We start from the raw sequence: 24,141 nt of genomic DNA on the forward strand, positions 1-24,141 counted from the left end.
CTCGCGGCCTCCGCCCACCGTCGAGTCCGCGAACTTTGCACGCGAAACGCCGTCGCAGCGTGCAAGGTTCGCGGACTCGACGGCGGGGCGGAGGGTCAGGCGGGGACGGCGGAGACGGTGCGGTCGATCGTGGTCTGGCCGAGGACGCGGGTGCCGACGTAGACGACGGCGGTCTGGCCGGGGGCGACGCCGTTCAGGGGCACATCCGGGCGGATGAGGAGCTCGCCGCCGGTGACGGACGCGACGGCGGGCACCGGGTCGGCGTGGGCGCGGATCTGCACCTCGCAGGCGAACGGCGTGGACGGATCGGCTGGGGGCATCCCGGCCCAGGTGAAGCGGGAGCCGGCGATCTCGGCGATGTCGAGCGCCTCGCGCGGGCCGACGACGACCGTGTTCTCTTTCGGCCGCACCTCCAGGACGAACCGCGGGCGGCCGTCCGGAGACGGGTAGCCGACGTTCAGGCCCTTCCGCTGACCGACCGTGTAGGCGTGCGCACCCTCGTGCGTGCCGAGCCGGTTGCCCTCGCGGTCGACGATGTCGCCCGTCGCGGTGCCGACGCGCTCGGCCAGCCAGCCGCGGGTGTCGCCGTCGGGGATGAAGCAGATGTCGTGCGAGTCCGGCTTGTTCGCGACGCTCAGGCCGCGCGCGGCGGCCTCCGCCCGCACCTCCGCCTTCGACGGAGTCGCGCCGAGGGGGAACATCGCGTGCGCCAGCTGCTCGGCGGTCAGCACGCCGAGCACGTACGACTGGTCCTTCGCCCACGCGCTCGCTCGGTGAAGCTCGCGGTTGCCGTGCTCGTCGGCGACGATGGCCGCGTAGTGGCCAGTGCAGACCGCGTCGAAGCCGAGGTCGAGCGCCTTCTCGAGGAGCGCCGCGAATTTGATGCGCTCGTTGCAGCGCATGCAGGGGTTGGGCGTCCGGCCCGCCGAGTACTCCGCTATGAAGTCGTCGACCACGTCGAGCTTGAAGCGCTCGGAGAAGTCCCAGACGTAGTACGGGATGCCGATGATGTTCGCGGCGCGCTGCGCATCCATCGAGTCCTCGATCGTGCAGCAGCCGCGGCTTCCGGTGCGCAGCGTCCCGGGCATCCGGCTCAGCGCCAGGTGCACTCCGACCACGTCGTGCCCCGCTTCGACGGCCCGCGCCGCCGCCACTGCGGAGTCGACACCACCGCTCATCGCCGCCAGAACTTTCACCCGCCGATTCTACCCGCCGTCCACCACGCGAGAGATTTGCGCCAAATCTCGGTTATCGCGGCCGCATAACGACGATTTGCGCCAAATCTCGGTCCACACGGACGAGAACGGCGGACGCTAGCGGCCGAGGCGCGGCGCCCGCTCCGCGAGCCCCGCGCGCGATGCCTGCGCGTACGCGCCCGGCAGGGCCGCGAGCAGCGCATCCACGTCGGCGTCCGTCGACCCCCGCCCCAGCGTGAACCGCAAGGCGCTGCGCGCCTCCGTCTCATCGCGTCCCATCGCGAGCAGCACGTGCGACGGCTCCGGGATGCCCGCCTGGCACGCCGAACCGGTCGACACGGACACGCCCGCCAGATCGAGCAGGAACAGCAGCGAGTCGCCCTGCGCGCCGGGGAAGGTGAAGTGCGCATTCGAAGCGACGCGCTCCCCCGACACCGGATCGGGCCCGCTGAGCACCGCCTCCGGCACCGCCGCGCGCACGCCCGTGATCAGACGGTCGCGCAGCGCGGAGAGCCGCGCCGTCTCCGCCTCGCGTTCCGCTTCGGCCAGCTGGGCGGCCGTGGCGAACGAGACCGCGGCCGCGACGTCCTGGGTCCCGCTGCGCACCTGCCGCTGCTGGCCGCCACCGTGGATCAGCGGGACGACGGTGGATGCACGGCTCAGCACGAGCGCACCGATCCCCACCGGCCCGCCGATCTTGTGCGCCGAGACGCTGAGCGCATCCACTTCCAGCCCGGCGAAGTCGATGGGCAGGTGCCCGTACGCGGCCACCGCATCCACATGCACCGGGACGCCCGCCGACCGCGCGACCGCGGCGAGCGCCGTCACGGGCTGGATGGTGCCGACCTCGTTGTTGACCGCCAAGAAAGTCAGCAGAGCAGCGTCGTCTCCCGCGATCCGCTCCGGCATGAGGATGCGGCCGTCACCGTCGAGGGGCAGCCACGAAATCTCGGCCCCCTCGGCGCGCTCCAGCCACTCGACGGTGTCGACCGTGGCGTGGTGCTCCCCTCCGGGGGCCAGGATGCGCGGCCGGCGCGCCCCGTCGTTGCGTGCCCAGAACATGCCCTTGATCGCGAGGTTGATGGCCTCCGTGCCGCCGGAGGTGAACACCACCTCGATCGGGTCGGCGCCGAGGCTCGCTGCGACGGTCTCGCGGGCCTCCTCCAGCATCCGCCTGGCCTGCTGCCCCTGACTGTGGATGCTCGACGGGTTGCCGACAACGCCCATGGCCTCGGTGTAGGCGGCGATCGCCTCCGGGCGCATCGGCGTGGTGGCGGCGTGGTCGAGGTAGACCGGCACGGTGCCCTCCGAAGTATCCAGGCGTGTGTCACTACTCTAGATCGCATGACCTCGACCGATCCCCTGCGCAACCTGGGTGTCCGTGTCGGGCCGCACGGGGGTGAGCTGAGGGTCTTCTCGGCCAACGCGGATGCCATGGAGCTGTGCCTGTTCGACCAGCACGACCCGGATTGGCTGGTCAAGACCGTGCCGATGACCCGGGATGCGAACAACGTCTGGGTGGGCCGCTCGCGCTCGCTCACCGTCGGCAGCCGGTACGCCGTCCGCGTTTCCGGCCCACAGGCGCCCGGCAATCTGTTCGACCCGGAGGCCCTGCTCATCGACCCGTACGCGCGCGGCCTCCTTCACGTGAGCTCGGACGGCTGGCGTTCCGTCGTCGTGGCCGACGGCTTCGACTGGGGCGATGCACGCAAGCCCGGCACCCCGCTCGACCACACGGTCATCTACGAGGCGCATGTGAAGGGCATCAGCCGGCTGAACCCGTCGGTTCCCGAGGAGCTGCGCGGCAGCTACGCCGGGCTCGCGCACGAGTCGACCATCGCCTACCTGAAGGATCTGGGCGTCACCGCGGTCGAGCTCCTGCCGATTCAGGCCTTCGTCTCGGAGCAGCGCCTGCAGCAGGAGGGCCTCACCAACTACTGGGGCTACAACACGCTGAACTTCTTCACGCCGCACGGCCCCTACGCGTCGCGCGCTGCGCAGGCTGCCGGTCCGGAGGCCGTGCTCGCCGAGTTCAAGGGCATGGTCAAGCTGCTGCACCTGGCCGGCATCGAGGTGATCCTCGACGTGGTCTACAACCACACCGCCGAAGAGGGCATGGGCGGTCCGCGGACCAGCTTCCGCGGCATCGACAACGCGACCTACTACCGGCACGACGAGACCGGCGCGTACATCGACGTGACGGGATGCGGCAACACGGTCGACTTCGGCAACCCCGTCCCGCAGCGGCTCGTTCTCGACTCGCTCCGCTACTGGGCGAACGAGATGCAGATCGACGGCTTCCGGTTCGACCTGGCGGCGACACTCGGGCGCGGCACGGACGCGTCGTTCCATCGCGACCATCCACTGCTCGTCGCCGCGGCCGCCGATCCGGCGCTCCAGGGGGTCAAGCTGATCGCCGAGCCATGGGATGTGGGGCTCGGCGGATGGCAGACCGGAAACTTCCCCGGGCCGTCCGACGGACACGCCGGCTGGTCCGAGTGGAACGACCGCTACCGCGACCGCGTGCGCAACTTCTGGCTCGCCGACATCGCCGAGGCCCGCCGCAACGGGCAGGCGCCGGTCGGCATCGGCGGGTTCGCCACCCGGTTGGCCGGCTCCTCCAACACCTTCTCGCCCGAGCGCGGGCCGCTCGCCTCGGTGAACTTCGTCACCGCGCACGACGGCTTCACCATGGCCGACCTCACCGCCTACGACGTCAAGCACAACCTCGGCAACGGCGAGAACAACCGGGACGGAACCGACAACAACCGGTCGTTCAACCACGGCGTGGAAGGCCCGACGACGGATGAGGCCATCCTGCTCATGCGCGGCAAGGCGATCAGGAACCTGCTGGGCACCCTGCTGCTCTCCGCCGGCGTCCCGATGATCACCGCGGGCGACGAGTACGGACGCAGTCAGCGCGGCAACAACAACGCGTACTGCCAGGACAGCGAGCTCACCTGGCTGAGCTGGCTGCGCACACGCGAGCAGCGAGAGCTGTACGACACCACGAAACGGCTGCTGCAGCTGCGGCGCGAGAACCCGGCGCTCCGCCCGAGCCGGTACGCCGTCGACGGGCAGACGACGCCGAACGCCAGCCACATGGACTGGTATGACGCGACAGGTCAGCGCATGGACGACGAGGACTGGAACTCCCCGGAGAACCGCACGCTGCAGTACCTCGCGGCGTCGACGCCCGACAAGGAGGAGTTCAACCGCATCCTGCTCATCGTGCACGGTGTGGAGGACGACGTGGAGGTGTCGCTCCCTGCGGCTCCCGGCGTCACCTCGTACCAGCTGCTGTGGGACTCGGCGACCGAGGTCCCGATCCCCGAGGACGCGACCGAGTTCGCCCCCGGCGACACGAGACTCGTCGGAGGCACGTCGATGCAGCTGTACCGGGCGAACGGACCGCGCGTCTGATGGCCCGGCAGAAGGCGCCGGCGGGGACTCCGGCGACTGTTGCGCTGACCGCTGCCGGCATCCCCTTCACCGCGCATCCCTACGATCACGACCCGGCCGCGCCGTCGTTCGGGCTGGAGGCGGCGGAAGCACTGGGCGTCGAGCCGGACCGCGTGTTCAAGACGCTGCTGGCCGACACGGACCTCGGACTCGTCGTCGGCGTCGTCCCGGTGACCGGGATGCTCGACCTCAAGGCGCTTGCCGCAGCGGTCGGCGCAAAGCGGGCGATCATGGCCGACCCGGCGGTAGCTGAGCGCCGCACCGGCTACGTGGTCGGCGGGATCAGCCCGATCGGTCAGAAGACGCGCCACACCACGGTGGTGGATGAGACGGCGCAGCTGTTCGACACCGTCTTCGTCTCCGGTGGCAAGCGCGGCTTCGATGTGGAGCTCTCCCCCGACGACCTGCTGCGGGCGACCGACGGGACCTTCGGGGCGATCGCGAAATGACCGCGGTGACGGTGCGACGGGCGACCGTCGAGGACGCGCGCGGCATCGCGGAGGTGCACGTCACGGCGTGGCGCGAGGCGTACGCCGGACGGATGCCTGCCGACTTCCTCGCCTCCCTCGATGTCGATCGTCGCGCCGCCGGCTGGTCCCGCATCCTGGAGCGCGGCGAGACGGACGCCTTCGTCGCCGAGCGCGACGGCACGATCGTGGGCTGGGCGACCGCAGGCCCAGGACGCGACGACGACGCGCCGCGCAACCGCGAGCTGGAGGGCATCTACCTGCTCGCCAGCGCCTACGGCTCCGGCGTCGGCCAACAGCTGCTCGACGCCGCGATCGGCGACGCACCCGCGTACCTCTGGGTCATGGACGGCAACGGTCGGGCCGAGTCCTTCTACCGCCGCAACGGCTTCACCCGCGACGGCGCGACCATGACGCATCCCGCCGGCGACGCCACCATCCTCGCCGTCCGCATGACCCGCTGACCCGTCCGCCCACCGTCGAGTCCGCAAACTTTGCACGCCGGATGGGGCGTGAGCGTGCAATTTGTGCGTACTCGACGGCGGGCGGACGGGACGAGGCGGAGGGTCAGGAGGCGGTGGTCACGAGACCGAGTTCGGCAGGGGTGAGCAGCAGGTCGTTCACCGGCACCACGCGGACCGTGTAGCCGAAGGATCCCGCCCAGCCCAGGCGGACCGTGCCGACGAACTCGTGCGCGACCGACGCGTCGTGCGTACCCGGCACGCCGTTGTCGACCGTCAGCGCCTGCCGATGCACGTCCGTGAGCTCGTCGCCCTCCTGGCTGCGGCCGTAGACGACCTGCACCTCGACGTCGTCCGGCGAGAGCCCGTTCAGCTGGACCAGGGCGCGCACGTGCAGCTCGTCGCCGACCTGCGGCACCGCATCCACTCCGCCCGCGTCCACGTGCGTCACCGCGACGCCGGGCCACGCGGCCTCGACCCGCTGCTTCCAGGCGGCGAGCGACCGCGCCTCGGCGTAGTCGTTCTCGCTCAGCCGGTTCTCGTAGTTCGAGGCCGGCAGGTAGAGCCGCTCGACGTACTCGCGCACCATGCGCTCGGCCGAGAGCGGCGACGACAGCGTGGCGAGCGTGTGGCGGATGCGCGAGACCCACGCGGTCGGGATCCCGTCGCCGTCGCGCTCGTAGAAGCGCGGCGCGATCTGGTGCTCGATCAGGTCGTACATCGCCTCGGCCTCGAGCGCGTCGCGCTCGGCGCCGTCTCCGGCCGCATCCGCGGACGGGATCGCCCAACCGTTCTCGCCGTCGTAGAACTCGTTCCACCAGCCGTCGAGGATCGACAGGTTGAGCGCGCCGTTGAGGGCCGCCTTCATGCCGGACGTCCCGCACGCCTCCAGCGGTCGCAGCGGGTTGTTCAGCCAGACGTCGGTTCCGGGATAGAGCAGCTGCGCCATCCCGATGTCGTAGTCGGGCAGGAACACCATGCGCTGGCGGATGTCCGCCTCCGACGCGAACTGCACGAGCTTCTGGATGAGGCGCTTGCCTTCGTCGTCGGCGGGATGCGACTTGCCGGCGATCACGAACTGCACGGGCCGCTCGGGGTCGGTGAGGATGCGGCGCAGCCGGTCCGGGTCGTGCAGCATCAGGGTGAGCCGCTTGTACGTCGGGACGCGCCGCGCGAAGCCGATGGTGAGGACGTTCGGGTCGAGCAGGTCGCTCATCCACGCCGGCGCGATGCCGCCAGGGTTCTGGTCCTCCCACGCCGCCATGAGACGGCGCCGCGCATCCTGCACCAGCTGCTCGCGCATCCGGGTCCGGACGCCCCACAGGTCGGCGTCGCCCACGGCCGACGCGTTGCCCCAGTCGGCGTGCGTCGTGTCCTCGGTGCCCAGGCGCTCCAGCGCGAGGGCGCGCAGCATCGGGTCGGTCCAGGTGGGCGCGTGGACGCCGTTGGTGACCGAGTCGATCGGCACCTCCTGCGGGTCGAATCCCGGGTAGAGGCCGTTGAACATGTGACGGGAGACGTCGCCGTGGAGTTTGGAGACGCCGTTCGCGTGCTGGCCGAGGCGTAGGCCCATGACCGCCATGTTGAACACGTCGGGCGAGCCGCCCGGGTAGTCCTCCGCGCCGAGCGGCAGCACCTGGTCGGCGCTCACGCCCGGGAGGAGCGACGTGGAGAAGTACCGCTGGACCAGCGCCCTGTCGAACCGGTCGATGCCGGCCGGGACGGGCGTGTGCGTCGTGAACACGGTCCCGGCGCGTACGACCTGCAACGCCTGGTCGAAGGTGAGCCCCTCGCCGATCAGGTCGGAGATGCGCTCCAGTCCGAGGAAGCCGGCGTGCCCCTCGTTGGTGTGGAACACTTCCGCCTCGGGCGCGCCGGTCAGCTCCGTCCACGCCTTCACGGCGCGGACGCCGCCGATGCCGAGCAGCAGCTCCTGCAGGAGCCGGTGCTCACCGCCGCCGCCGTACAGGCGGTCGGTGACCGAGCGCAGGCGCTCCTCGTTGTCGGGGATGTCGGTGTCGAGCAGGAGCAGTTTCACCCGGCCGACCGCCGCCTGCCAGACGCGGGCGTGCAGCACGCCGTCCGGCAGGGCCAGCGAGATCTGGACGGGCGTGCCGTCGGGGTTGCGGAGGACGCTGAGCGGCAGCCCGTCCGGGTCGAGCACGGGGTAGCTCTCCAGCTGCCAGCCGTCAGGCGTGATCGCCTGCGAGAAGTACCCGGAGCGGTAGAACAGCCCGGCGGCGACGAGCGGCACGCCGAGGTCGCTGGCCGCCTTCAGGTGGTCGCCGGCGAGGATGCCGAGGCCGCCGGAGTACTGCGGCAGGGTCGCGGCGATGCCGAATTCGGGCGAGAAGTAGGCGATGGTCTGCGGCGCAGCATCCCCGAGCGACTGGTACCAGCGCGGGTCGTGGATGTACGCGCGCAGGTCGTCGCGGATGTGGTTCGCCCAGTCGACGTAGCCCTGGTCGGCGGCGAGCTCGGCGAGCCGCGACGGCTCGACGGCGCCGAGGAGGGCGATGGGATCATGCCTCACCTGCTGCCACAGCTCGGGTGAGATGCGGGCGAACAGCTCCTTGGTGGGCTCGTGCCAGGACCAGCGGAGGTTGCCTGCGATCTCCTCCAATGCTGAGAGGTTCTCGGGGAGGACGGCGCGGACGGTGAATCTTCGGATGGCCTTCACTCGGTCCACTGTAAACGAGCCTCATGACGGGCGGGTTAATGAGTGTACGGTCGGGTGCGTGGTGAAGAACGCAGCGACCAGGTCATCAGCCGCCGCGACGGAGGCGGCCCCGAGCGCCCCGGAACCGGGCCCGTACGAGCCCCTGCTCGGCCGCATCCCTATTCTCGAGCTCTCCCCCCAGGTGGATGAGGGGCTCTGGGCGGCGACCGCGTTCAGCGGGGAGGTCATCCCGTTCCGCGCGACCGCGTTCCGCGAGGGGCACGACAAGATCGGGGTGGACCTCATCCTGCTCGACCCCGCTGGGCAGCAGACCGAGCACCACATGCACCCGCTGACCGCCGGTACCGACCGGTGGGAGGTGGAGGTGCAGCTCGACCAGACCGGTCTCTGGCGCTACCGCGTTCAGGCATACGCCGACGAGTACGCCACCTGGCACCACAACGCCGAGGTGAAGGTCCCGGCCGGGATCGACGTCGAGCTGATGCTGCGGATGGGCCACGACCTCCTGGTCACCGCATCCAAGGACAAGCGCCGCAGCACCGCAGAGCGTCGCCATCTCTCCGAGGCGGCCAAGGTCGTCGCGGACACCAAGCGGCCGGTGGATGAGCGCTTCGCCGCCGCCGTCGACGAGCGCATCCAGCAGGTCCTCACCGAGCGCCCGGTCGTCAGCCTTCCCACCCTCTCGGCCACGCGCGCCATCCAGGTGGAGCGGACCCGCGCGGGGGTCGGCAGCTGGTACGAGTTCTTCCCGCGCTCCGAGGGCGCGAAGCAGCTGCCCGACGGCTCCTGGAAGTCGGGCACCTTCCGCACCGCGGCGAAACGCCTCCCCGAGGTCGCCGCGATGGGCTTCGACGTCGTGTACCTCCCGCCCATCCATCCCATCGGCCGCACGTTCCGCAAGGGCCCCAACAACACGCTCGACGCCGGCGAGAACGACCCCGGTTCGCCCTGGGCGATCGGCAGCGCCGAGGGCGGCCACGACGCCATCCACCCGGACCTCGGCACCGAGAAGGACTTCGTCTTCTTCCTCGGCAAGGCGAAGCAGGCAGGTCTCGAGGTCGCCCTCGACCTCGCCCTGCAGGCCTCGCCCGACCACCCCTGGGTGACCGAGCATCCCGAGTGGTTCACGACCCTCCCCGACGGCACCATCGCATACGCGGAGAACCCGCCGAAGAAGTACCAGGACATCTACCCCATCAACTTCGACAACGACTACGAGGGGCTCCGGCAGGAGGTGCTGCGCATCGTGCGGCACTGGATGTCGCTAGGCGTCCGCATCTTCCGCGTCGACAACCCGCACACCAAGCCGCTGCACTTCTGGGAGTGGCTCATCCACACGGTCAACGCGACCGACCCGGATGTGGTGTTCCTCGCCGAGGCGTTCACCCGCCCTGCACTCCTCCGCACCCTGGCGAAGGCCGGATTCCAGCAGTCGTACACGTACTTCACCTGGCGCAACACGAAGGAGGAGCTCGAGGAGTTCCTCCACTCGCTCGCGCACGAGACCGCTGACTACCTGCGGCCGAACCTGTTCGTGAACACGCCGGACATCCTCACCGAGTACCTGCAGTTCGGCGGGCCGGCCGCCTTCAAGGTGCGCGCCGCCATCGCCGCGACCGCAGCGCCCACCTGGGGCGTCTACTCCGGCTACGAACTGTTCGAGAACGTCGCCCGGCCAGGCGCCGAGGAGTACATCGACAACGAGAAGTACGAGTACCGCCCGCGCGACTACGCCAGGGCGCAGTCGCAGGGCCGCTCGCTCGCGGGCTACCTGACCATGCTGAACCGGGCGCGCAGCGAGCACCCGGCGCTGCGGCAACTGCGCAACCTGCACCTCCACTACAGCGAGGACGACAGCATCCTCGTCTACTCGAAGTACCTCGACGGCAAGTTCACCCGCACGGGCAAGCCGGATGCGGTGATCGTGGTCGCCAACGTCGACCCGCACTCGGTGCGCGAGACGGTCGTGCACCTCGACGTGACCGCGCTCGGCCTCCCGCTCGGCTCCCAGTTCGAGGTGAAGGACCGGGTGACCGGCCAGCGCTGGACCTGGGGCGCCGACGACTACGTGCGCCTCGACGCATTCACCGAGCCCGTGCACATCCTGGCCGTCCGACCGCTCTGACCGACCAGAAGACAACCTGAGGAGTACCGCCATGTCCCCGATCCCCGAAGGTGCCGCCGCCGTCGACCTGCCCACCCTGGACGACGCGCTGCTCGCGGCCGTCGCGACGGGCAGCCACCACGACCCGCACACGGTCCTCGGCCAGCACCAGGTCGCGGCGCCGGGGGTGGCCGACCCGATCACGGTCATCCGGGCGCTCCGCCCGCTTGCGACCGAGGTCTTCGCGGTGCTGCCCAACGGCGCCCACATCGAGCTGGCGCACGTCGGCCACGGCATCTGGCAGGGAATCGACATCGTCGGTCCCGGGGCGTACCTGATCGAGGCGCGCTACGACGACGGGAGCACCTGGACCGCCGACGACCCGTACCGCTTCCTGCCGACCATCGGCCAGCTCGACCTGCACCTGATCGGCGAGGGCCGGCATGAGACGCTGTGGACGGCGCTCGGAGCGCACGTGCGCGACCTCGGCGGCGTCGTCGGGACGGCGTTCACCGTCTGGGCGCCGCACGCCCGCGCCGTCCGCGTGGTCGGCGACTTCAACGGCTGGGACGGCACCCTCCACTCCATGCGCAACATGGGCGCCTCCGGCGTGTGGGAGCTTTTCGTCCCCGGCCTCGGCGAGGGCGAGATCTACAAGTTCGACCTGCTGGCGCAGGACGGCCGCTGGGTCCGCAAGGTCGACCCGATGGCCCAGTTCGCCGAGACACCGCCCGCGACCGCCTCCCGCATCACCGTCAGCCGCCACGAATGGGCGGACGACGAGTGGATGCGCGGTCGCGCCGAGACGGACCCGCACGCCGGCCCGATGAGCGTCTACGAGCTGCACTTCGCGTCGTGGCGGCCCGGACTCGGCTACCGCGACGCAGCCGACCAGCTCATCGACTACGTCGGAGCCCTCGGCTACACGCACGTCGAGTTCCTTCCGCTCGCCGAGCATCCCTTCGGCGGGTCGTGGGGCTACCAAGTCACCGGCTACTACGCGCCGACGAGCCGGTTCGGCTCCCCCGACGACCTCAAGTACCTCATCGACCGGCTGCACCAGGCGGGCATCGGCGTGATCCTCGACTGGGTGCCCGGGCACTTCCCCAAGGACGACTGGGCGCTCGCCCGCTTCGACGGCCAGCCGCTCTACGAGCACGCCGACCCGCGCCGCGGCGAGCACAAGGACTGGGGCACGTACATCTTCGACTACGGCAACTCGCAGGTGCGCAACTTCCTGGTCGCGAACGCCCTGTACTGGCTGGAGGAGTTCCACATCGACGGCCTGCGGGTCGATGCCGTCGCCTCCATGCTGTACCTCGACTACTCGCGTGCCGACGGCGAGTGGGTGCCCAACATCCACGGCGGCCGCGAGAACCTGGAGGCGATCGGCTTCCTGCAGGAGGTCACCGCGACCGCCTACAAGCGCAACCCGGGCACCGTGATGATCGCCGAGGAGTCGACCAGCTACACCGGTGTGACCGCCCCGACATCGTCCGGCGGCCTCGGCTTCGGGCTGAAGTGGAACATGGGCTGGATGCACGACTCGCTGCAGTACATGCACGAGGACCCGATGTACCGCAGCTACCACCACAGCGAGATCACGTTCTCGTTCGTGTACGCCTGGAGCGAGAACTTCCTGCTGCCGATCAGCCACGACGAGGTCGTGCACGGCAAGGGCTCCCTGCTGACCAAGATGCCCGGCGACCACTGGCAGCAGCTGGCGAACGTGCGCGCGTTCCTCGCGTACATGTGGGGGCACCCGGGCAAGCAGCTGCTGTTCATGGGTCAGGAGTTCGGCCAGCCGTCGGAGTGGAGCGAGGAGCGCGGGCTCGACTGGTGGATCCTCGACCAGCCGGCTCATCAGGGCCTCTGGAATCTCGTTTCGCAGCTGAACGCCCTCTACCGCGAGCACCCGCAGCTGTGGGCGCTGGACAACGAGCCGGCCGGTTTCGAGTGGATCGACGGGTCCGACGCCCAGGGCAACGTCATCGCGTTCCTCCGGAAGGACCGCGACGGCGACCCGATCGTGATGCTGTTCAACTTCTCCGGGGCGCCGCACAGTGGGTACCGCGTGGGGCTGCCGTTCGCCGGCGAGTGGGAGGAGCTGCTCAACACCGATGCGGAGGCCTACGGAGGCTCCGGGGTCGGCAACCTCGGTTCTGTGGCGGCGCTCGACGAGCCGTGGATGGGTCGCCCCGCGTCGGCGGTGCTCACGCTTCCGCCGCTCGGCGCCCTCTGGCTGAAGCCGCGCCGCTAGCCGGGTCGCCGGTCGGCGGCTGTCAGGTGCCGGTCTCGAGCCAGGTGCCGTAGCCGACGCCGTCGACGGCGTGCTCCGGAGCCAGGTTGCGTCCGGCGCGCCATGTCGTCCCGAGTGCGCCGCCCAGCCGGACGGGCAGGATGTAGCGGCGGCTCCCGCTGGCCCGCTTGCGCTGCTCGGCCAGATCGCGTGCCGACTCCACGCGGGGGCCGCCGATGCTGGTCACGCTGTCCGGCTCCCCCGCGCCCTCGGCGACGTCGACGAGCACGCGAGCGACATCGGTCACCGCGATCGGCTGGAACCGCACGCCGGACGGCGACAGGATGGCGCCCAGCGGCCTCCCCCGGTCGAAGATCGCGGTGACGAAGTCATGGAACTGCGTCGCGCGCACCACCCGGGTGTCGAGCGGCGACTCGAGATAGGCGCGCTCCTGTGCCGCCTTCGCGCGGTAGTAGCCGTACGCCGAGCGGTCGGTGCCGACCACGGAGAGCAGCACGGCACGCTGCACGCCGAAGCGGGCGGCGGTGTGCAGGAGGTTCTGCGCTCCCGTGGCGAAGACGTGGGCGGCCTGCTTGCCGACCGCGTTGCTGGCGTCGATCAGGACGTCGACGCCGTCCACCGCCTCCTCGAGCCCGTCGCCGGTCACGATGTCCGCCGTGACGTAGGTGGCGCCGAGGACGAACCGGTCGGAGTCGTCGTCCGGCACGCGGCGGGCGGCGACGACCACCTGGTGGCCGCGTTCGACGGCTTCGGCGGTCACGGCGCGTCCGGCCAGGCCGGTGCCTCCGATGACGAGCACACGGGACATGCGGGGTCACTCCCTCAGCTTCGACTGCCGGAGATCGCCGGCACGACGATGGGCCGCCGCCCGGTGCCCGGTGGGGACGGGCTCAGTACAGCAGCGAAGCCAGCCTAGCCCTGGCCTTGCCCACACGCGGGTCGTCGACGCCGACGATCTCGAAATAGTCGAGGATGCGCGTGCGCACGGTCTCCTTGCCACTCGCGTCGAGCTTCGGGAAGAGCGTGAGCAGGCGGTCGAAGGCGTCGTCGACGTGGCCGCCCGAGATGTCGAGGTCGGCGACGCCGAGCTGCGCATCCACGTCGTCGGGCGCCTGCGCCGCGGCCGAGCGGAGTTCGTCGGCGGTGTGGCCGCTGAGGCGTGCCAGGAGGCTCACCTGGGCGAGGCCGGCGACCGCCAGGGTGTCGCGCGGATCCTGCGCGATCGCGGTCTTGTAGGCGCGGATCGCTCCGTCGTAGTCGCCGCGCTCGATGGCGTCGTACGCCTCGGCGTGAAGTGGAGGGAGCGGCGGCTCCGGCGCGGGCTCGGCCGCCGCTGCGTCGGCATCGGGGGCCGCGCCGCCCTCGACGGTCACGGTGTCGGTCACGCCGTTCTGCGCGGCGAGCTGCAGGAGCTGCTCGAACACGTCCGTGATCTGCGACTCCGGCAGGGCGCCGACGAAGAGCTGGACGGGCCGCCCGGCCACGAGCGCGGCGACCGCAGGAACGGACTGCGCCTGGAAGGCCTGCGCCAGCTGGGGGTTGGCATCCACATCCACCTTCACCAACACCAGACGCCCGCCGAAGCCGGCGACAACGCGGTCGAGGAGGGCGGTGAACTGCTTCCACTGGTCGGACCGCTCGGTGCCGAGGTCGACGACCACCGGCACCCGCATGGACAGGTCGATGAAGTCGTTGAAGTTCGCGTCCGTGCCCTCGAAGTAGAGGCTCGGAAGAGTCAGCGCCCCGGCGGGTGCCTGGCCCTCCGGTGCCTCGCCCGCGGGCGGACGGTTGACGAGGGAGCTCAGATCGACAGCTCCGCGCAGGTTCGTGGGCGGCGGCGGGACGTTGCTCATTGTTCCTCCAGATGCGTGCGCACGAGAGTCAAGGATACTCGCGTCCCTGCCGCCCGCGCGCGCCCCAGCACCCTCCGCCCCCCCGTCGAGTACGCAAAAACTGCACGCTCATCGGGGGGAAAGCGTGCAGTTTGTGCGTACTCGACGGTGGACGGATCAGAGCTGCTTGGCGGAGATCATGCCCTGGGAGAAGCCGAGCAGCGTGATCTTCGCATTGGAGCCCGCGGGCGGCACGTAGAACGCCAGCTGGTAGCCGAACGTGGACTCGATGCCGGTCTTCGACGAGGCGACGCCGGTCAGCGCCGCAGCGGTCGCGCCCGCGCTCACCTCGGCACCGGCCTCGACGACCTTGAGCACCTGCGATTCCTGCAGATCGGTCCAGACGATCGCACCGGAGTCGTTCGTGGCCATGGCCACGTCCGTCCCTGCCCCGGGCTGGCTCGTGAACTCGAGCGATGCGGTCGCGGGGACGGCGGCCTTCTGCTTGGCCTTCCACTCGGCTCCCACCTGGGTGCGCAGGGTGTCGCCCTCCGCGCTGAACAGGCTCGCGTACTGGCTCTTGTCGCCGTTCATCAGGATGTCGCCGTAGGCGGCGGCCACCTTCTGCGGCGGCAGGGCGAGGAGCTTGGAGTCGGGCGGCACGACCGCGGAGCCGATGCTCGCCGGCGCCAGGTTCGGGACCTTGGCCTTCGGCTCGAGCGAGACGGCGTACTCGACCTGATAGTTGTCGCGCGGTGTCTTCTGCACCATGGTGATCGCGATCGGAGCCTGAGCGGTTCCCTTGGCGTCCTTCGGCGTCTCGATCACCGCGGCGACGGTGCGCGGCCAGGCGTCGGTGGCCTGCGGGAGCGACAGGACGATCGGGCTCGCCGGGATGGCGGGCAGCGGCGGCTCGTCGGTCTTCTTCGCGCGGATGGCGTAGTTGGCCTCGCGGAGCTGCAGGGCGGGCCCGGTGAAGCGCTCCTTGGCCAGGTCGGGGCTCGCCTTGGCATCGGCCTGGGCGGCGGACTCGGAGACGCGCTTCACGATGCGCTCCAGCTGGGGCACAGTGACGGCGGGAGGCAGCTGATCCTTGGCGTCGGGCGCCTCCGTGGCCAGAGGGGTCGAGGTCTTCGTCGGCGTCGTCGCGGCGTCGGTACCCGTGGTGCAGCCCGTCAGCGCGAGGACTCCGGCGAGGGCGACGGGGATGATGACGCGGGCACGGCGGGTCGAGCGGCGGCCGCGCGGGGTGGTCTCGATCATGGCGGTGGGCTTGTACTTAGGGGCCTTGGGCAGCTTGGGCATCTTCGGTCCGCTCTTGCGGCGGGGCCCGCGCGAGCGGCGGTGCGTGTAGAGACCCCAGAGGTAGAGGGCGATGCCGATGAGGAGCAGGACGATGCCGCCGATGATCAGCGGGAACGCCCACGGGGTGCTGGAGTCGACGGGCCAGGTGACGGTGACGCGCGACGGTGCGGCCTTCGTGCCGTCGGAGGCGACGATGACGCTGACGTCGTCGGGGATGTTCATGCGGGTGACCTGGGCGGCCTGGCCGTCGAACTCCTCGAGCCACAGGTCGGAGCCGGCCGGGTTGGGTCCGGCGGTCGTCGCGGCGGCACCGCTCGTCGACCCGGATGCGGCCCCGGCGGACGGAGACGGCGTGGCAGCGGGAGTCGGCGTCGCGGTCGAGCCGGATGCCGCGCCCTCGTCATCCTTCGTGCCGTCGCCCTTCGTGTCGGCCGCCTTCGGCGTCACGTTCTTGGTCGTCAGCTTGCCCGTGGCGGTGCGGTAGCCGACCTCGACGTACTTCTGATCGTCGAGCCAGGCCTTCACGTCCGCTGTACGGCCGTAAGCCACGACCTGCTTCGCGCCGTCGGGGGCGCCCGTCACGGTCAGCGTCTGCTGGCCCGGGTGCGCGTTCAGCACCGACCCGTCGACGACCACATACCGAGGGTCGCCGGAGACGGAGGTGCCGGCCTCGATGTGGGTCGGCGGAGCGAAGACGGTGCGTTGCGCGATGCCGGCCACGATCATGACCGCGGCGACGACGAACGCGACGATGGCGAGTACGAAACGCAAACAGGACTCCTCGTGTGCCGAAGTTCGGGGGCGGGCACAGTCACACGACGATACCGGACGTGCCTGAAAGGCAGCTAACCCTTGTCTGGACGCTCACGCAGCCCCCCGTGCGGGCGTAGACCCGCGAATTGTAGGATCGACCCGGCACGCGCGCAGCGGGTCGACCCGAATCCCTCAGGAGTAACAACAGTGGCCACCGACGAATCCAACTTCACACAGGTCTTCCGCGGCTACGACAAGGACGAGGTCGACAAGGCTCTGCAGGAGTTGCGGCGCGAGCTCATCAAGTCGAATACGCAGTCCGCGGAGTCGGCGAAGGAGATCAAGCGGCTCCAGGCGCGCATCGAAGACCTCAACGCCGAGATCGAAGAGGTCGGCAGCCCCACCTACTCGGGCCTCGGCACCAAGCTCGAGAACACGCTGCGCGTCGCGGAGGAGCAGTCCACCCGCCTGATCGCCCAGGCCGACATCGACGCCGAGAAGCTGCGCGCCGGCGTCGCCGCCGAGATCGAGAAGGTCAAGAAGGCGGCCGCCGCGCAGGCCGAGCGCATCCTGGCCGACGCGCAGGCGCGCGCCACCACGCTGCTGGAGGATGCGCAGATCGAGTCGGGCGAGCTGCTGGCCAAGACGCGCTCGGACAAGGAGACCCTGCTCAACGACGCCATGCGCGAGGCCGCGGCCATCCGCGGCGCCGTCGCGACGGAGGCCGCCGAGCTGCGCGCCACCAGCAAGCGCGAGGCGGCGGCCGTCCGGACCGAGGCCGACCGCGAGGCGGCGGAGCTCAAAGCGGTCGCGTCGCGCGAGGCCGAGGCTGCCCGCGCCGAGGCGGCCGAGCTCGACCGCACGATCGCCGCCCGGAAGGCGGAGCTCGAGAACGCCCTCGCCGACGACCGCGCCGCGTTCGAGCGCGAGGCCGCGCAGATCCGTCTCGACCTCGACAAGCGCGTGGCCGAGACCGCCGACCGGCTCGCGGCCGAGGAGGCCGAGACCCGCAACGCGCTGGCCGCCGAGGCCGCCCAGGCGCGCGCAGACCTCGCCGCAGAGGTCGAGGAGCAGCGCTCCTCCCTCGCCGCCGAGGCCGCACAGACCCGCGCGGACCTGGAGAACGAGGACAAGACGACCCGCCTCGCTCTGGCCACCGAAGTCGAGCAGACGAAGAAGGCGCTCGCCGCCGAGGTCGCGCAGACCAAAGCCGCCCTGGCCGCCGAGGTCGAGCAGACCCGCTCGGCCCTCGACGCCGAGGTGACCGGCGCCCGAAGCGCCCTGACCGATGAAGTCGACCGCACGAAGGCCGAGCTCGCCGACGAGGTCACCCGCACGCGTTCCGCCCTCACCGAGGAGGTCGAGCGCACCAAGTCGGAGCTGGAGACCGAGGTCACCACGACGCGCTCCGCGCTCGAGAACGAGGTGACCTCCGCCCGCGCCGCCCTCGAGAACGAGGTCACCACGACCCGATCCGCCCTCGCAGAAGAGGTCGAGCGGACTCGCAAGCAGCTCGCCGACGACACCCTCCAGACCCGCACCACCCTGGAGAAGGAGACGACGGAGACGCGAGCACGACTGGAAGCCGACCGCGCCGCGACCGCGGCCCAGCTCGCCGCCGACCGCGAGCAGACGGCGAGCGAACTGGCCGCCGAGGTCGACAGCACGCGCGCCCGCCTGGCCGCGGAGGCCGACCGTCAGCGCCGCGAGCTGGAGGCCGAGGCCGCCGAACTGCGTGCACAGCTCGCCTCCGAGGTGGATGCCGCCCGCACCTCGCTCGCCGACGAGATCGCTCGCGAGCGGAGCGCCGTCGAGGCCGAGCTCACCGCCGAGCGCGCCCGTCTGGCCGCGGAGGTCGAGTCGACGACCTCCGCCCTCGCCGCCGAGGTCGAGCAGACCAAGTCCGCCCTCGAGACCGAGGTCACCACGACCAAGGCCGCACTCGCCGCGGAGGTCGAGCAGACCACGTCCGCTCTGGAAACCGAGGTCACCACGACGAAGTCCGCTCTGACGGATGAGGTGGAGCGGACGCGGACCGAGCTGGCCGCGGAGGTCGACCAGACGAAGAAGGCGCTTGCCGCCGAGGTGGAGCAGACGAAGTCCGCTCTGGAGACCGAGGTCACCACCACGAAGTCCGCGCTTGCCGCCGAGGTCGAGCAGACCAAGAAGGCGCTCGCCGCCGAGGTGGAGCAGACGAAGTCGGCGCTCGCCGCCGAGTCCGAGGAGACGCGCAGCCGGCTCGCGGAGGACGTGCGCCGGACCACGGTCGAGCTCGCCGATCAGCGCGAGGCGACCGCGAACGAGCTCGCCGACCAGCGCGAGCAGCAGAGGCTGGAGCTCGACCGCGAGGCGGAGCGCACCCGCGTCGCGCTCGCCGACGAGGCCCAGCAGACGAGGGTCGCCCTCGAGAAGGAGACCGCGGAGGCCCGCGCCGAGGTCGCCCGTGAGACCGCCGAGGCCCGTACGGCGCTCGAGGCGGAGATCGCTCAGCGCACGGCCGAGTTCGAGCAGGAGGCGGCGAACGCCCGCGCCGCGCTCGACAACGAGCTCACGCAACTGCGCACCTCCACTCTCGAGGAACTGGATGCGCGCACGCGAGAGATCGCCCAGGCCCGCATCGACCTGGACGTCGAGCTGAAGGCCCGCCGCGACGAGGCCGAGAAGGAGTACCTCACGCGGCACCAGGAGGCGGTCGCCCAGACGCAGAAGTACCTCGACGAGGCCAACGTGCAGCTGGCGGACGCCGTCAAGCGCACCGCGCAGGCGCGTTCCGAAGCCGAGGCGTTCGAGGCGGAGGCCCGTCGCACGGTCACCGAGGCGAGGAAGAAGGCCGAAGAGACCGCCACGCAGGTCATCCACGACGCCGAGGAGCGGGCCGCGGCTCTGCTCGAGGAGACGGAGGAGCGTACACAACGCCTCGTGGCGGACGCGGAAGAGCGCCTCGCCCAGATTAGGATTGAGCGCGAGGCTGTGGCCGGGTACTTCGAGAACCTGCGCGGCGTCCTTCAGCAGGCCGAAAGTGTGACTGCCGACCGCGACTGACCCAGGGGGAACCATGAAGATCCAGAACCCGTTCCGCCTCGGCCTCATCGGCGCCCTCGGAGTCGGGCTCGGGATACTCATCCTCAGCGCGATCACCAGCCTCGCGACGATCATCACCTACATCGGTGCGGCGCTGTTCCTGGCGCTCGGAATCGAACCGCTGATCTCATTCCTCGAGCGCCGCAAGTTCCCGCGCTGGCTGGCCCTCGTCGTCGCGCTCGTGGTGATCATCGGCGCCTTCATCGGCCTGATCTGGGCGATCGTCCCGATCGCGATCAGCCAGGCAACCCAGCTCGTCCAGAACACCATCACCTGGGTGAACAACGGCGACGCCGAGAAGTGGTTCCTCAGTCTCCAGCATCAGTTCCCCGGCATCGTCAACCAGCAGAACATCGACGCGGTCACCGAATGGCTGCAGAAGAACCTGCCGGACATCACGTCCAAGGTGCTGCAGACCGGTGTCGGCATCGTCCAGGGCGTGTTCGGCGTCATCATCGTCGTCATCCTGACCATCTACTTCACGGCTTCGCTGCCGGCGATCAAGCGCTCCGCCTACCAGCTCGTGCCGGCTTCCCGCCGGGCGCGGTTCGCCGACCTGGGCGACCAGATCACGGACTCCGTCGGCAAGTACGTCATGGGGCAGGTCCTGCTGGCCCTCGTCAACGGCATCCTGAGCGCGATCTTCCTGACGGTGATCGGCGCGAAGTTCCCCATCCTGCTCGCGTCGATCGCGTTCTTCTTCTCGTTGATCCCGCTGGTCGGAACGATCACCGGCTCCGTGATCATCGTCGCGGTCTGTTTCCTGTCCGGAACGCCGACCGCAATCGCCGCGGCGATCTACTACCTGATCTACATGCAGGTGGAGGCGTACGTGCTCAGCCCGCGCATCATGAACCGCGCGGTCTCCGTTCCTGGCGCCCTCGTCGTCGTCGCCGCTCTCGCCGGCGGCACGCTGCTCGGTATCCTCGGGGCGCTCGTCGCGATCCCGTTCGCGGCGGCCATCCTGCTGATCGTCAAGCAGGTCGTCATCCCGCGCCAGAACGAGCTCTGACGACCTTCACGCTCTAAGACGCGGGCGGCGGCCACTCGGTCGGCAGCGGCAGAGCGGCGGGGTTGATCCGCTGAACGATCTCGCTGAGCACCCGGCGGGTCTGGTTCTCCCCCACCCACAGGTGCTTCCCGCCCTCCACATCGACGAGCTCGATCTGCGGAAGCGGGCGGAACCGCTCGGCCGCCTCCGCCGGACGCAGATAGTCGTCCAGTTCCGGGATCAGCGCGACGATCGGGCGGTGGTCCCCTGCCCACGCGGCCAGGTGCTCCGGCTTCGCCCGGTGCAGAGGCGGAGACAGCAGGATGACGCCGTCGACCGGGAACTCGCGCCCGTACATGAGAGCCAGCTCCGTGCCGAACGACCAGCCGAGGAGCCAGGGATGCGGGAGGCCGCGCTCGGCGACGAACGCCATCGCCGCCTCCACGTCGAACCGCTCGCCGACACCGTGGTCGAAGGACCCCTGGCTGCGTCCGCGCGGCGAGGTGGTGCCGCGTGTGTTGAATCGCAGCACCGCGATGTCCGCCAGTGCGGGAAGCCGGCCGGCCGCCTTGCGCAGGATGTGCGAGTCCATGAACCCGCCGCCGGTCGGGAGCGGGTGGAGCGTGACCAGGGTGGCGACCGGCTCGCGGTCGAGCGGGCTCGCCAGCTCACCGACCAGCGTGAGGCCGTCGGCGGTGTGCAGCTCGATGTCCTCACGGCGGGCGGGAAGCTCGACCCCGCCGCGGATCTCGACGGGCTCGTCGCTCGTGCTCTGCGTGCTCACGTTCTCGGTCGTCATGCGATCCTCCAGCAGGACTCGTGCCAGTGCCGTCGTGCGGCCAGGTCGGCCGCATCCCCCAGCACGCCGTCGGCGCGCCACGCGACCAGGTGCGCGATGCCCGGCGCGATGTCACGTCCGCAGCCGGGGCACCGATAGCTCTTCTGCGCCTGCGCGGCCGAGACCGGTTGGACGTTCCACTCCACACCGCGCCGCACCTCGGTGCGCCGCCAGCCGGAGAGCAGCCGCTCCAGGCCGTCCGGCTCGTCGTCCTTGCGACCGCCCTGACGGCCTCGGGGACGGTTGGAACGCGGCATACGACCAGTTTAGGCACGCGGATCGTGCGTGCCGGTCACGGGTGATCGCGGGTCAGCGCGACGCTCAGCTCGAGCCGAGGCTCAGTACCAGCCCTGGCTCTGCCACACGCCCCAGGCGCCGCACGGCGTGCCGTAACGCCCGGCGATGTAGCCGAGACCCCAGTTGATCTGCACCGACGCGTCGGTCTCCCAGCCTGGCCCCATCTTGCTGCCGGGGAGCGCCTGCGGGATGCCGTACGCGCCGCTCGGGTTCGACGCGTTGACGCGCCAACCGGATTCGTGGCTCCACAGGGTGTCGAGGCAGCCCCACTGGTCATCGCCCCACCCGCGCGCCTGCATCATCTGGTAGCCGATGTCCCGGGCGGTGCCGGCGGTCGGAATCGGTGCGCTCGGGGCGGCTCCTCCCCCGGACGACTTCTTGGCGGACGGCTTCGGCGTGGGTGTCGGAGTCGGAGTGGGCTTCGGCTTCTCCTTGACCGTGACCGCATCGCGCGTGATGGTCGGGCCGGCCGCATCCGGAGCCGTCAGGTTCTGGGTGGGAGCGCCGTCGTAGCGCTGCGTGGTGGGGATCTCCTGAAGCGACTCGGCATAGGCCGGCGTCGTGGTCGTGCCGGAGAACGGATCGACCACATTGACCAGTGCGAACCCCACGGCGGCGGTGAACGCGAAGCCCAGAAGGGTCGCTCGCGACCGGATGTGCGGTCGCCGGGATCGCTTGAACGCGACGCCGACCGGGTTGGCCGGAGTCAGCGGCACGATCTCTGCTGCTGCTGCTCGTCTACCCACGATCACAGAACGATAACGGACATCGGGCTCAGAACCAAGAATCGACGCCCGCACTCAGCGAACCGCCAGCATGACATCGGTGACGCTGTCGAGCAGCAGATCGACCTGGACCTCCCGGTATCCGCCCCGCTGCTCGCGGAACGTGACCGTCCGGACCTCCTCGACGCTCATCGGCCGGCCGTCCTGGAAATAGCGGACCAGACGGTTCGCGAACCGGTCGACGTCGTTGCGGTTGTAGCCGAGCGTGAGGAAGCTGACCCGGTCGAACCGGTGCCCGAGCGGACGGTCGAGGCGGTTCAGGACGACCTGCGCGGTCGTGCGCGCCTCCTCGAACCACGAGGCATCGCCCTGGCGGCTGCGGATGGCCTCGCGCTCCCGGGCCGCGAACGCGTCCTCCAGACGCTCCAGCGCGGCATCCACGTGCGTCGTGGAGTATCCGCCCTTGGCCATCGAGAACGCCGCGTGGCGGATGTCGGCGGCCGTCAGCGAGGGAGCGTCCTCGTCGGCGTCGTACGCCCGGCGCGCCAGCTTGAGGAACTCATCCACCTGTTCGACGTCATAGCCCGGCTTGGACTTGGGGCTGCGGGGGAAGGTGCTCACTCCCCCATTCTGTCATCGGAAGATGAGGAACAGGACGTAGGTGGCCGCCGCTGACGGCAGGATCGAGTCGAGCCGGTCGAGGAAACCGCCGTGGCCGGGCAGCCACGAGCTCATGTCCTTGATGCCCAGATCGCGCTTGATGAGCGACTCGGCGAGGTCGCCCGCTGTCGCGGTCAGCAGCAGGACGACGCCGAAGACGATGCCGAACCACCAGACCTCGCCCAGCATGAACACCGACAGCAGGACGCCCGCGATGATCGCCGCGGCGGCCGCTCCGGCGAACCCCTCCCACGTCTTCTTCGGGCTGATGGTCGGCGCCATCGGGTGCTTGCCCCACGACAGGCCGCTCACGTAGGCGCCGGTGTCGACCGAGACAACGAGGATGAGGAACGCGAGCACCCACCACTCGCCGCCCGGCTCCGCGAGGAGCAGGATGACGAAGCTGGCCAGCAGGGTCACGTACAGCTGGGCGAAGACCGACCACAGCAGGTCCCGGCCGAGGGCGCCGGGGCCGCGCCGGGAGGCGGGCACGAACAGCTCCTCGACCAGACGCCAGACGACGACGAGCAGGATGCCGGCGGTGAGCGCGACGAGCATGCCGCCCGCGTGCAGGAAGAACGTGGCCGGGACGATACCGACCGCGGCGATCACGGTCGGGATGCGGGGCACACGGCGTCCGGACCCGCGGAACGCCTGCGCCAGCTCGAAGCTGGCGAAGCCGGCCATCGCCATCCCGAACACGAGGAAGAGCTCCTTGATGAAGATCAGGCTCACGAGGACCAGCGCGCCGACGGCGAGGCCGATCACGATCGCAAGGATCAGGTTGCGGCCCGTGCGCTCGGCGATCCGCTCGTTCGTGGCATCGAGCTGCGCCTTGCGTGCCTGAACCTGCCGCTCGAAGTCGGCGCGGGTGGCCTGCACCTGGGCGCGGAACTCCTCCCGCGAGCGTGCCTTGCCCTTGCGACCGTGCAGTTCAGGCGCGTCGGGAGGCAGCGGTGCTCCCGGCGTCGGTGCTCCCGGCGTCGGCGCCCCCTGCGTCGGCGCCCCGGGGCTGCTCTCGTCGGTCAT

General features: G+C 70.4%; 18 protein-coding genes. 7 read left to right on the plus strand and 11 right to left on the minus strand.

Annotation, left to right across the window (positions count from 1 at the left end):
- Nucleotides 1-95: 95 nt before the first annotated feature.
- Both mnmA and H284_RS0101950 read right to left on the minus strand, forming a co-directional pair.
- The gene (gene mnmA, locus H284_RS0101945; protein ID WP_026307143.1) at nt 96-1,196 is read right to left on the minus strand and encodes a tRNA 2-thiouridine(34) synthase MnmA; all 1,101 of its coding nucleotides are present in this window, start codon (nt 1,194-1,196) and stop codon (nt 96-98) included.
- A 117-nt stretch (nt 1,197-1,313) separates the two neighbouring features.
- Entirely contained in the window at nt 1,314-2,495 is a 1,182-nt protein-coding gene (locus H284_RS0101950) for a cysteine desulfurase family protein (RefSeq protein ID WP_020074969.1), read from the minus strand.
- 45 nt (nt 2,496-2,540) lie between these two features.
- Between H284_RS0101950 and glgX the strand changes: the two genes are divergently transcribed.
- Genes glgX through H284_RS19890 form a run of 3 tightly spaced genes read left to right on the plus strand, consistent with a single transcriptional unit; the run spans nt 2,541 to nt 5,589 of the window.
- The gene (glgX, locus tag H284_RS0101955) at nt 2,541-4,619 is read left to right on the plus strand and encodes a glycogen debranching protein GlgX (RefSeq protein WP_020074970.1); all 2,079 of its coding nucleotides are present in this window, start codon (nt 2,541-2,543) and stop codon (nt 4,617-4,619) included.
- On the plus strand, nt 4,619-5,107 hold the full coding sequence (ybaK, locus tag H284_RS0101960; protein ID WP_020074971.1) for a Cys-tRNA(Pro) deacylase: 489 nt from the start codon (nt 4,619-4,621) through the stop codon (nt 5,105-5,107). Before glgX ends, ybaK begins: the two co-directional genes overlap by 1 nt.
- Nucleotides 5,104-5,589, plus strand: coding sequence for a GNAT family N-acetyltransferase (locus H284_RS19890; RefSeq protein WP_020074972.1), 486 nt, complete (start codon nt 5,104-5,106; stop codon nt 5,587-5,589). The genes ybaK and H284_RS19890 overlap by 4 nt, the downstream gene beginning before the upstream one ends.
- Before the next feature lie 103 nt (nt 5,590-5,692).
- On the opposite strand, the gene glgP is transcribed toward H284_RS19890, so the two are convergent.
- The gene (gene glgP, locus H284_RS0101970) at nt 5,693-8,266 is read right to left on the minus strand and encodes an alpha-glucan family phosphorylase (RefSeq protein ID WP_020074973.1); all 2,574 of its coding nucleotides are present in this window, start codon (nt 8,264-8,266) and stop codon (nt 5,693-5,695) included.
- A gap of 160 nt (nt 8,267-8,426) precedes the next feature.
- Here glgP and H284_RS0101975 point away from each other — a divergent pair, with 160 nt between their 5' ends.
- Nucleotides 8,427-10,391: an alpha-1,4-glucan--maltose-1-phosphate maltosyltransferase gene (locus H284_RS0101975; protein WP_081630395.1), complete on the plus strand. Its 1,965-nt coding sequence runs from the start codon at nt 8,427-8,429 to the stop codon at nt 10,389-10,391.
- A gap of 31 nt (nt 10,392-10,422) precedes the next feature.
- Nucleotides 10,423-12,630: a 1,4-alpha-glucan branching protein GlgB gene (gene glgB / locus H284_RS0101980; protein ID WP_020074975.1), complete on the plus strand. Its 2,208-nt coding sequence runs from the start codon at nt 10,423-10,425 to the stop codon at nt 12,628-12,630.
- Nucleotides 12,631-12,652: 22 nt separating this feature from the next.
- Here the strand turns inward: glgB and H284_RS0101985 are convergent, their stop codons facing one another.
- The 3 genes from H284_RS0101985 to H284_RS0101995 form a co-directional block, all read right to left on the minus strand.
- The gene (locus tag H284_RS0101985) at nt 12,653-13,438 is read right to left on the minus strand and encodes an SDR family oxidoreductase (RefSeq protein ID WP_020074976.1); all 786 of its coding nucleotides are present in this window, start codon (nt 13,436-13,438) and stop codon (nt 12,653-12,655) included.
- Between the two features lie 82 nt (nt 13,439-13,520).
- A complete protein-coding gene (locus tag H284_RS0101990) occupies nt 13,521-14,483 on the minus strand; it encodes a tetratricopeptide repeat protein (RefSeq protein WP_020074977.1) in 963 nt (320 codons plus the stop codon).
- 156 nt (nt 14,484-14,639) lie between these two features.
- Complete coding sequence (locus H284_RS0101995) at nt 14,640-16,538, minus strand: hypothetical protein (protein ID WP_020074978.1); 1,899 nt, start codon at nt 16,536-16,538, stop codon at nt 14,640-14,642.
- A 189-nt stretch (nt 16,539-16,727) separates the two neighbouring features.
- Between H284_RS0101995 and H284_RS0102000 the strand changes: the two genes are divergently transcribed.
- The gene (locus H284_RS0102000) at nt 16,728-19,562 is read left to right on the plus strand and encodes a DivIVA domain-containing protein (protein WP_020074979.1); all 2,835 of its coding nucleotides are present in this window, start codon (nt 16,728-16,730) and stop codon (nt 19,560-19,562) included.
- A gap of 13 nt (nt 19,563-19,575) precedes the next feature.
- Complete coding sequence (locus H284_RS0102005; RefSeq protein WP_018190712.1) at nt 19,576-20,613, plus strand: AI-2E family transporter; 1,038 nt, start codon at nt 19,576-19,578, stop codon at nt 20,611-20,613.
- Nucleotides 20,614-20,626: 13 nt separating this feature from the next.
- Here H284_RS0102005 and H284_RS0102010 read toward each other — a convergent pair whose 3' ends face one another.
- From H284_RS0102010 to H284_RS0102030, 5 genes are all read right to left on the minus strand, one after another.
- Nucleotides 20,627-21,391: an alpha/beta hydrolase gene (locus tag H284_RS0102010; RefSeq protein ID WP_020074980.1), complete on the minus strand. Its 765-nt coding sequence runs from the start codon at nt 21,389-21,391 to the stop codon at nt 20,627-20,629.
- On the minus strand, nt 21,388-21,687 hold the full coding sequence (locus tag H284_RS0102015; protein ID WP_020074981.1) for an Rv1322 family protein: 300 nt from the start codon (nt 21,685-21,687) through the stop codon (nt 21,388-21,390). The genes H284_RS0102010 and H284_RS0102015 overlap by 4 nt, the downstream gene beginning before the upstream one ends.
- 81 nt (nt 21,688-21,768) lie before the next feature.
- On the minus strand, nt 21,769-22,473 hold the full coding sequence (locus tag H284_RS0102020) for an aggregation-promoting factor C-terminal-like domain-containing protein (RefSeq protein WP_231371045.1): 705 nt from the start codon (nt 22,471-22,473) through the stop codon (nt 21,769-21,771).
- Nucleotides 22,474-22,527: 54 nt separating this feature from the next.
- On the minus strand, nt 22,528-23,073 hold the full coding sequence (locus tag H284_RS0102025; protein ID WP_018190708.1) for a DivIVA domain-containing protein: 546 nt from the start codon (nt 23,071-23,073) through the stop codon (nt 22,528-22,530).
- Nucleotides 23,074-23,085: 12 nt separating this feature from the next.
- Nucleotides 23,086-24,141 (minus strand): phosphatidate cytidylyltransferase, encoded by a 1,056-nt coding sequence (locus tag H284_RS0102030; protein WP_020074983.1) that lies wholly within the window; start codon nt 24,139-24,141, stop codon nt 23,086-23,088.

It is taken from the genome of Cryocola sp. 340MFSha3.1 (genome assembly GCF_000383315.1).
Classification (GTDB): domain Bacteria; phylum Actinomycetota; class Actinomycetes; order Actinomycetales; family Microbacteriaceae; genus Leifsonia.

What these genes read in the sequence shown, in the direction of transcription:
- glgX (WP_020074970.1), top strand. Translation starts at nt 2,541, where the DNA reads ATGACCTCGACCGATCCCCTGCGCAACCTGGGTGTCCGTGTCGGGCCG.
- ybaK (WP_020074971.1), top strand. Translation starts at nt 4,619, where the DNA reads ATGGCCCGGCAGAAGGCGCCGGCGGGGACTCCGGCGACTGTTGCGCTG.
- H284_RS19890 (WP_020074972.1), top strand. Translation starts at nt 5,104, where the DNA reads ATGACCGCGGTGACGGTGCGACGGGCGACCGTCGAGGACGCGCGCGGC.
- glgB (WP_020074975.1), top strand. Translation starts at nt 10,423, where the DNA reads ATGTCCCCGATCCCCGAAGGTGCCGCCGCCGTCGACCTGCCCACCCTG.
- H284_RS0101985 (WP_020074976.1), bottom strand. Translation starts at nt 13,438, where the DNA reads ATGTCCCGTGTGCTCGTCATCGGAGGCACCGGCCTGGCCGGACGCGCC.
- H284_RS0101990 (WP_020074977.1), bottom strand. Translation starts at nt 14,483, where the DNA reads ATGAGCAACGTCCCGCCGCCGCCCACGAACCTGCGCGGAGCTGTCGAT.
- H284_RS0102005 (WP_018190712.1), top strand. Translation starts at nt 19,576, where the DNA reads ATGAAGATCCAGAACCCGTTCCGCCTCGGCCTCATCGGCGCCCTCGGA.
- H284_RS0102010 (WP_020074980.1), bottom strand. Translation starts at nt 21,391, where the DNA reads ATGACGACCGAGAACGTGAGCACGCAGAGCACGAGCGACGAGCCCGTC.
- H284_RS0102015 (WP_020074981.1), bottom strand. Translation starts at nt 21,687, where the DNA reads ATGCCGCGTTCCAACCGTCCCCGAGGCCGTCAGGGCGGTCGCAAGGAC.
- H284_RS0102030 (WP_020074983.1), bottom strand. Translation starts at nt 24,141, where the DNA reads ATGACCGACGAGAGCAGCCCCGGGGCGCCGACGCAGGGGGCGCCGACG.